The sequence below is a fragment of the Mycobacterium sp. E3298 genome, from assembly GCF_001666895.1.
Lineage (GTDB): Bacteria > Actinomycetota > Actinomycetes > Mycobacteriales > Mycobacteriaceae > Mycobacterium.
This window is the reverse complement of the sequence record NZ_LZJB01000038.1, coordinates 1-2,699: the sequence shown is the minus strand read 5'-3', so window position 1 is coordinate 2,699 and position 2,699 is coordinate 1. Positions and strand designations below refer to the sequence as shown.

Genomic DNA, 2,699 nt, shown 5'->3' with positions numbered 1-2,699 from the left:
GTCGAAGGCGCTCCGCAGCACCGGCTCGAACGACGCCCAGTCCCTCGGTGCGCCGAACGGCCGCCGGTCTGTCCGGCGGCGCAGGATCGCCGCGGCGCGATCGCGCCGGGCCGCGGCGACGTAGTCGGTCGGGAGGAAGTCGACCGAGGCCAGGTGGTCGAGGTTGTTGGGGTTGGGAAACTCGTCGACGCTCGTCGCCCACCCGTCGGCCGCCATCGCGACGCGGAAATGGTCGAGCACCGCGCCGCAGCTGATGATCGACTCGCGGCCGGAGCCGTCGGCCGAGGGCACCGTGCGGTCCGGGTCGGCAAACAGGTCGACGCTCGGGCCGCCCGCGACCCATCGCCACGGCTGGGTGTTGTGCAGCGAAGGGGCGCGACAGGCCAGCTCCACCGCCCTGGTGAGCACCTTGGTGTCGACCATCGTCGGGGTCATCGCTCGTCGCCCCTCCTTTCCTACCTGGACCCTCGGGCATGCGGGCAGCGCGCGCCAGGGTCCTTGGTCCCCAGCGTCGGGTCATTGGACCCGGGGTCGACTGATGACCTTTGTCTCTATTGCGGCGATGCCCCGCGGCAAACGATGAAGGCGACTACCCGAAGCGAGGACCCTTTCATGGACGTCATCCGCAAAACGGCCACCGACTTCTCCGTTCGGCCCAACCTCACGGACTACGAACACGAGCGCGCCCAGTTCCACTGGTCCGATGTGCCGGATCCGTGCGAGGGCATGGGCCCCGGCCTGTGCAACATCGCCTACGCCGCCGTCGATCGTCACACCGCTGGTCCGGCCGCCACGCGCACGGCCCTGCGGTTCGTCCCGGACCGGCCCTGGGACGGTGTGATCGCCACCCAAGACCTCAGTTACGCCGAGCTCGGCCGGCTCTCCCGGCGATTCTCCAGCGCGCTGCGCTCGTTGGGCATCAACAAGGGCAACCGCGTCTTCACGCTCATGGGCCGCACCCCGGAGCTCTACATCGCGATGATGGGCGCGCTGCGCAACGGCAGCGTCGTCTCACCGTTGTTCTCGGCCTTCGGGCCGGAGCCGATCGCCACCCGAGTCAACATCGGGCAGGCCGACGTGCTGGTAACCACGAGGGCGATCTACCAGCGCAAGGTCGCCAAGATCCGCGATCGGCTCCCCTCGCTCCGGCACGTCTTCGTGGTCGACGACGGCCAGGGCGGCGGCGCGCCGCCGGGCACGCTCGACTTCTGGCAATGGCTGGACGCGGCCGACGAGAACGCGCCGATCGAACCGACCACCGCCGACGACCCGGCGCTGCTGCACTTCACCAGCGGGACCACGGGCACGCCCAAAGGCGCCATCCACGTGCATGGCGCCGTCGTGATGCACTACGTCACCGGCTTGTACGCGCTCGACCTGCATCCCGACGACACCTATTGGTGCACAGCCGATCCCGGTTGGGTGACCGGCACGTCCTACGGCATCATCAGCCCGCTCCTGCACGGGGTCACCTCCATCGTCGACGAGGCGGAATTCGACGCCGAACGGTGGTACCACATCCTGCAGGACCAGGGCGTCTCCGTGTGGTACACCGCACCGACCGCCATCCGGATGCTGATCAAGGCCGGACCGGAACTGCCCGCGCGCTACCACTTTCCGCGGCTTCGGTTCATCGCCAGCGTCGGCGAGCCGCTCAACCCCGAGGCGGTCTGGTGGGGAAAGCGGGTGCTGGGCCTGCCGATTCACGACAACTGGTGGCAGACCGAGACGGGCGGCATCATGATCGCCAACACACCCGCGTTCGACATCAAGCCCGGGTCGATGGGCCGGCCGCTGCCCGGGGTCGACGCCTTCATCGTGCACCGCGACGACGACGGGCCCGTCGACGTCGTCGACGAACCCGGCGTGGAGGGTGAGCTCGCGCTCAGGCCCGGCTGGCCATCGATGTTCCGCGGTTACCTGAACGCCGAAGAGCGCTACCGCAACGCGTTCGCCGACGGCCTCTACCTGTCCGGGGATCTCGCGAAGAAGGACGCCGACGGCTACTTCTGGTTCGTCGGCCGCAAGGATGACGTGATCAAGTCCGCCGGACACCTGATCGGTCCGTTCGAAGTGGAAAGCGCGCTGACCGATCACCCCGCCGTCGCCGAGGCGGCCGTCATCGGCATACCCGATCCGACGGTCGGCGAAATGGTCAAGGCCTTTGTCACGCTGAAGAACGGCGTCCTGGCCGACGAGGACCTGCGGCTGCAACTGATGGGCCACGCCCGCAAACGGCTCGGGGCCACGGTGGCGCCCAAGGAGATCGAATTCGTCGACTCGTTGCCGCACACGAGCAGCGGCAAGATCATGCGGCGCCTGCTGAAGGCCCGCGAACTCGGCCTGCCCGAAGGTGATACATCCACCATCGAGCAGCGCCCCGTCCAGCACGCCGAAGGGGTGCCATCATGACCGATACGAAACTGGCCCATGAGCTGTTGTCCGACATGATCCGGGTGCGGCGCATGGAGGAGAAGTGCGCGGAACTGTACAGCGCGGCCAAGATTCGCGGATTCCTGCACCTCTACGTCGGCGAGGAGGCCGTGGCCGCGGGGTCCCTGCGCGCACTGGCCGACGACGACGCGGTGGTTGCGACGTACCGCGAGCACGCGCACGCGCTGCTGCGTGGCATCCCGATGACCTCGATCATGGCCGAGATGTTCGGCAAGCAGGAGGGCTGCTCGCGGGGCCGCGGCGGT

Annotated in this window: 2 protein-coding genes and 1 pseudogene; 2 read left to right on the top strand and 1 reads right to left on the bottom strand. The window is 68.5% G+C overall.

The features are described 5' to 3' along the window. Nucleotides 1-435, bottom strand: a pseudogene (locus A9X05_RS01585) (NAD(P)H nitroreductase); the annotation flags it as partial. A gap of 177 nt (nucleotides 436-612) precedes the next feature. Here A9X05_RS01585 and acsA point away from each other — a divergent pair. Both acsA and A9X05_RS01575 read left to right on the top strand, forming a co-directional pair. Continuing rightward, complete coding sequence (acsA, locus tag A9X05_RS01580) at nucleotides 613-2,412, top strand: acetate--CoA ligase (protein WP_067778705.1); 1,800 nt, start codon at nucleotides 613-615, stop codon at nucleotides 2,410-2,412. Further along, nucleotides 2,409-2,699 (top strand): thiamine pyrophosphate-dependent enzyme (locus A9X05_RS01575; protein WP_255369103.1); only part of this gene is annotated, 291 nt, incomplete at its 3' end. The genes acsA and A9X05_RS01575, both read left to right, overlap by 4 nt.

Coding starts and splice junctions, on each gene's coding strand:
- acsA (WP_067778705.1), top strand. CDS start 613: ATGGACGTCATCCGCAAAACGGCCACCGACTTCTCCGTTCGGCCCAAC.